Raw genomic sequence first — 5,045 nt, 5'->3', positions numbered from 1 at the left:
GTGGGCGATCAGGCCGCAGATGGTCATCCGCGCGCCGGGATTGAACAGCGGCAGCACCGCGTCGAAGACCGAGTCGGCGGTCAGAACCTCGCCGCCGGCGCGCGGGCCGGCTTCGGGCTCGGGCTCGGGCGGGGCGAGATCGGCGGACCAGGCCTGCTGCTCGGCGAAGACCGGGTCCTCGAAGCCGTTGTCGAAGTCGGCGTCGGGGAAGGCCGCTTCCGGGAAGGCGGCGGCGCGCCAGTCGGGCTGGACCGTCCCGGCGGGCGCGGCGGACTCGGATCTCCGGCCGATGTTTTCGCGGGCCTCGGCGATCAGGGCGGCGGTGCGCTCTTCCGACAGGCGCATGCGCTCGGCGAGTTCGCCCGACGCCCGGTCGTAGTGCTGCTCGATCTTGTTCGAACTGTCGGCCAGGCGGCGGCCGATGTCTTCCAGCGCTTGCTGCGAGCGGCGCTCGGACTGGGCGATGCGCTCGCTCAGACGGTCGGAGATGCGGGTGATCTCGCCGCCCAGCTTCTCCAGCGCCATGGCGTGGCGGTCATCGGCGGCGACCAGGCGCTGCTCCAGACCCTGGGCGAAGCGGCCCATGTCGGACTCGACCTTGCGGGTCAGGGTTTCGCCCAGCTTCTCGAGACGGGCGGGACCGTCGGCCTCGATCTGGCCGACGCGGCCGTTGAGGTTCTGGGCGATGCGCAGAACCTCGCGCCCCATGGCCTCGACGGCCTGGGCCGAGCGCTGCTCGGACACCTTGACCTGATCGCCGATCGCCAGCACGGCTCGCTCGATCCGGTCCATCCGGCCTTCGTTCTCGGCCGTGTCCATCCGGCGCATCATCTCGGCGCGATTGGCCTCGACCTGCCGGCTCAGGGTCTCGGCCAGCTTTTCGAACCGCGCCGCCTCGCGAACGCTCTCGGGTTCGACGCGCGACTCGGCGGCGCGCAGCCGCTGGTCCAGATCGGCGAAGGAGCGTTCCAGCCCGCGCAGGGCCTCGGTGGTGCGACCCTGGGCCTCGTCGAGCCGCTGTCCGACCTGGGCCAGAAGATCGGCGCCGACGCCCGGGCCGGCGACCTTCTCGACCGCATCCATCCGCTGGCGCAGTTCGTTGACGCTGCCGCGCTGGCGCTCCTCGATGTCGTAGAGCCGACTGGCGAGCGCGCCCATCGTCGTCTCGACCTTGCCGAAGGTCTCGGCCGTCTTCGGGCCGACCTCCTGCTCGAATTTGCGCAGACGTCGATGACCCTCGCGCAGCTCCTCGGAGATGTCGTCGATGCGCCGGCCGTACGACCGGCCCGCCTCGTCCTGGCCGTCGAGACGGCGCACGAGACCGGACACGGCCTGGTCGACGCCCTGGATGGCGACGGTCGAGCGACGCTCGGCGGCCTCGAGCCGGCCGGCGATGGCGTCGATCGAGGCGCTCAGACGTTGCCAGGGCTCCTCGCCGGCGCCGTAGGCGTCGTCGACGCGGCGGCTGCGCCCGCGGCGCTCATAACTGTCAGTGGCATGGGGACGACGCGCCAGCGGGACCACGCCCTCATCGTCGTCGCCGTCCTCCATGATCATGGTGTTCAGCCACTCGCCCAGCGTCATGCCGGAGCGGCGGGCGAGATCCTTGGCGATCTCACGCGCCCGGGGTTCGATCCCCTTTACGCTCCACGGCGCGGCTGCGCTCACTGATTCGCCTCCCGACCTTTGACTCGACGCTACCCATCCAGATCAGGGGTGTAAACGCGTGGTTAACCCCAAGATGTTGGGTCTGACCATCTTCCTGTGGAAAGCCCGTACACCGACGAAGAGTCTCGCGCCGCATCGGTTAACGCCTCATGAAGATTAACGAGTCCGAAAGGACTCCGGCGGCTTGCCTCAAGGTCTCCGGCGGGCCACTTGGCGCTGATGAGCCTGACAGTGACCCTCGCCCTGCTCGCCGCCGTCCTCGCCTTCGCGACCTTCGCCGGCTGGCGCGGCGCCCGGCCATCCCAGCCGCACCTCGGCGTGCGCATGATCCCCTGGCGTTTCCTGATGATCCTGGCCGGGGCCGTGGCCTTCCTGCTGATCGTCCATGTCGCCGCCCTGCTCGGCATGCCGCAGCGGCCGCCGCGATAGGGGAACCGGCCGGGGCCCCGGGCCATTTCCTGATCGAACCCCGCAGATCAGGAGACGCCGACATGTCCGACAAGACGCTGACCGCCGCCGAGGCCGAGAAGGAATTCTGGGACAGCCTCAAGAAATCCAACACCGGCATGCTCGGTCTGGACCAGCCCGGCTATCACGCCCAGCCGATGACGGCCTTTCGCGACGAGGAGACCGGGACGATCTGGTTCTTCACCCGCGAGGACACCGATCTGGCGAAGGACGCCGGCGTCGGCGGGGGGCAGAGCGCCATGTTCCACTACGCCTCGAAGGACCAGGACGTCTGGGCCTGCATCCACGGGACCCTGTCGGTGCATGGCCAGGACCGGGAGATCATCGACCGCCACTGGAACCCGGTGCTGGCGGCCTGGTATCCGGAGGGCAAGGACGACCGGATGCTGACCATCCTGCGCTTCGACGCCGACGACGGCCGGGTCTGGGTCAGCGAGGGCGGTTTCTTCAAATTCGCCTATGAGATCGCCAAGGCCAATGTGACGAAGACGCTGCCGGACGCCGGCGGGGTGGCGGATGTGAATCTGCAGTAGGCGTCAGCCCGCGAAACACCACGCCAGCACCGCTTTCTGGGCGTGGATGCGGTTTTCGGCCTCGTCCCAGACGAGGGAGCGGGGGCCGTCGAGGACAGCGTCGGTGACCTCCTCGCCGCGGTGGGCGGGCAGGCAGTGGAGGAAGACGGCGTCGGAGGCGGCGGCGTCCATCAGGGCGTCGTCGACGCCATAGCCCTCGAAGGCCTCGAGCCGGGCCTCATAGTCCTGGTCGCCCATCGACACCCAGGTGTCGGTGATCACGACGTCGGCGCCGGCCACCGCCTCGTGCGGATCGCCGGTCAGGGTGACGTGGTTTCCGCCCTTGGCCAGGTCGTGCAGGTTCGGATGGTAGTCGGCCGGGCAGGCCACGTTCAGGTGGAAGCCCAGCTTCGGCGCCGCGTGCATGAAGCTGTGGCAGACGTTGTTGCCGTCGCCGACCCAGGCGAGGGTCTTGCCGGCGATCGGGCCGCGATGCTCCTCGATGGTCATCAGGTCGGCGAGGATCTGGCACGGGTGCGAGCGGTCGGTCAGGCCGTTGATCACCGGCACGGTGGAGACGCGCGCGAAGCGCTCGACGTCCTCGTGGTCGTTGGCGCGGATCATCACGGCGTCGACCATGCGCGAGAGGACGCGGGCGGTGTCCTCGACCGGCTCGCCGCGGCCCAGCTGCATGTCGCCGGCGTTGGCGATGATCGAGGCCCCGCCCAGCTGGCGGATGGCGGCGTCGAAGCTGAAGCGGGTGCGGGTCGAGTTCTTCTCGAAGATCATCGCCAGGACACGGTCCTTCGCCGGGGCGTCGGCGTCAGCCCTGCCCTTCGGCCAGCCCTTGCGGGCGGCCTTGCGGGCATGGGCGTCGTCGAGGATGGCGCGCAGGTCTCCGGCTTCGAGCCGGTGCAGGTCGAGGAAGTGGCGGACCATCGGCCCCTCCGATGTTGTCAGGCCGCGGCCAGCTTGCCGCGCGCGAACTCGCAGGTCTTCTCCAGACGTTCGACGGCCTCGCGGGCCTCGTCCAACGTCAGGTTCAGCGGGGGCAGGATGCGGACCAGGTTGTCGCCGCCGCCGGCGACCAGCAGACGGGCCTCGTCGCGGGCCCAGCCCATGAAGTCGCGGTTGTTGGGGATCAGCTTCATACCCATCAGCAGGCCCTTGCCGCGCACCTCGACGATCACGTCGGGGAAGCGCTGGGCGAGACCGTGCAGCTGCTGCTTCAGATAGCCGGCGATCTCGTTGACGTGTGCCAGGGTCTCCGGCCTCGAAATCTCGGCGAAGGCGGCCTGCCCGACCGCCATGGCCAGCGGATTGCCGCCGAAGGTCGAGCCGTGCACGCCGACGGTCATGCCCGTGGCCGCCTTCGCCGTGGCGAGGCAGGCGCCGACGGGGAAGCCGCCGCCCAGGGCCTTGGCGATGGCCATGATGTCGGGCGTCATGCCGGCCCATTCATGGGCCCACAGCTTGCCGGTCCGGCCCATGCCGCACTGGACTTCGTCGAAGATGATCAGGACGCCGTTGTCGTCGGCCATCTGGCGCATCCAGCGCAGGTCTTCGTCCGGCGTGGCGCGGCAGCCGCCCTCGCCCTGCACCGGCTCGAGGATGACGGCGCAGGTGGTCGGGTTGCGGAAGGCGGCCTCGAGCGCCTCGCGGTCGCCCCAGACCAGCTGGTGGAAACCCTCCATCGGCGGGCCGAAGCCGTTGGTGTAGCTGGGGTTGGCGGCGGCGTTGATGGCGCCGTAGGTGCGGCCGTGGAACGAGCCGTCGAAGCCGTAGATGTCGATCCGCTCGGGCTGGCCGTTGGCCGAGTGATATTTCCGCGCCGTCTTCAGGGCGCATTCGACGGCTTCCGTGCCGGAGTTGGTGAAGAAGACGACGTCGGCGAACGACTTCTCGCACAGGGCGTCGGCGAGGGCTTCCTGGCCCGGGATCTTGAAGATGTTGGAGACGTGCCAGAGCTTTTCGGCCTGGTCCTTGACCGCCTGGACGAGGATCGGATTGGCGTGGCCGAGGGCGTTGGTCGAGATGCCCATGACGCAGTCGAGGTATTCGGTCCCGTCCCTGGCCCACAGACGCGCGCCCTGCCCGCGATCCACTTCCAGCGGCGCGCGGTTGTAGACACCCATCAGATGTTCATTGGACACGGGGAAGGCCTCCAAAAGCGAGACGGCCCCGGCGCCGGATAGCGTCGGGACCGCTGGAATAAGGGTCAGGCCTTGTCGGACGAGGGACGGGGTTAGTCAACACTGGCTGGACGGGCACGACTCTGCGCCGCTTCGGGAGAAGCGGTGGGGAGGTTGGCGGAGCGCGGGCGGTCGGCCCGGAACCGTGTGGCCCCCGTGCTTTCGCCGTAGGGAGCCATGGATGTTTTCGGCTGAACCCCTGCCC

Annotated in this window: 4 protein-coding genes and 1 pseudogene; 2 read left to right on the top strand and 3 right to left on the bottom strand. The window is 69.3% G+C overall.

Annotation, left to right across the window (positions count from 1 at the left end):
- Positions 1 to 1,668 (bottom strand): annotated as a pseudogene (locus RDU12_RS12185) (hypothetical protein); the annotation flags it as partial.
- A 219-nt stretch (positions 1,669 to 1,887) separates the two neighbouring features.
- On the opposite strand from RDU12_RS12185, the gene RDU12_RS12180 reads away from it, so the two are divergent.
- Together RDU12_RS12180 and RDU12_RS12175 are read left to right on the top strand one after the other, a co-directional pair.
- Positions 1,888 to 2,097 (top strand): hypothetical protein, encoded by a 210-nt coding sequence (locus tag RDU12_RS12180; RefSeq protein ID WP_300291459.1) that lies wholly within the window; start codon positions 1,888 to 1,890, stop codon positions 2,095 to 2,097.
- A gap of 62 nt (positions 2,098 to 2,159) precedes the next feature.
- Positions 2,160 to 2,669, top strand: a complete 510-nt coding sequence (locus RDU12_RS12175) for a pyridoxamine 5'-phosphate oxidase family protein (protein ID WP_300291461.1) — start codon at positions 2,160 to 2,162, stop codon at positions 2,667 to 2,669.
- Between the two features lie 3 nt (positions 2,670 to 2,672).
- Here RDU12_RS12175 and argF read toward each other — a convergent pair whose 3' ends face one another.
- Complete coding sequence (argF, locus tag RDU12_RS12170; RefSeq protein ID WP_300291464.1) at positions 2,673 to 3,587, bottom strand: ornithine carbamoyltransferase; 915 nt, start codon at positions 3,585 to 3,587, stop codon at positions 2,673 to 2,675.
- Between the two features lie 17 nt (positions 3,588 to 3,604).
- Positions 3,605 to 4,783 carry an aspartate aminotransferase family protein gene (locus tag RDU12_RS12165; RefSeq protein WP_300291466.1) on the bottom strand — a complete coding sequence of 393 codons (1,179 nt, stop codon included), beginning with the start codon at positions 4,781 to 4,783 and terminating at the stop codon, positions 3,605 to 3,607.
- Positions 4,784 to 5,045: the final 262 nt, after the last annotated feature.

Source organism: Brevundimonas sp. (assembly GCF_031082345.1).
Lineage (GTDB): Bacteria > Pseudomonadota > Alphaproteobacteria > Caulobacterales > Caulobacteraceae > Brevundimonas.
This window is presented reverse-complemented; position numbering and strand designations above follow the sequence as displayed.

Bases quoted from the DNA above. Each gene is read 5' to 3' on its own strand.
- RDU12_RS12165 (WP_300291466.1), bottom strand. From the start codon at position 4,783: ATGGGTGTCTACAACCGCGCGCCGCTGGAAGTGGATCGCGGGCAGGGC.
- RDU12_RS12180 (WP_300291459.1), top strand. From the start codon at position 1,888: ATGAGCCTGACAGTGACCCTCGCCCTGCTCGCCGCCGTCCTCGCCTTC.
- argF (WP_300291464.1), bottom strand. From the start codon at position 3,587: ATGGTCCGCCACTTCCTCGACCTGCACCGGCTCGAAGCCGGAGACCTG.
- RDU12_RS12175 (WP_300291461.1), top strand. From the start codon at position 2,160: ATGTCCGACAAGACGCTGACCGCCGCCGAGGCCGAGAAGGAATTCTGG.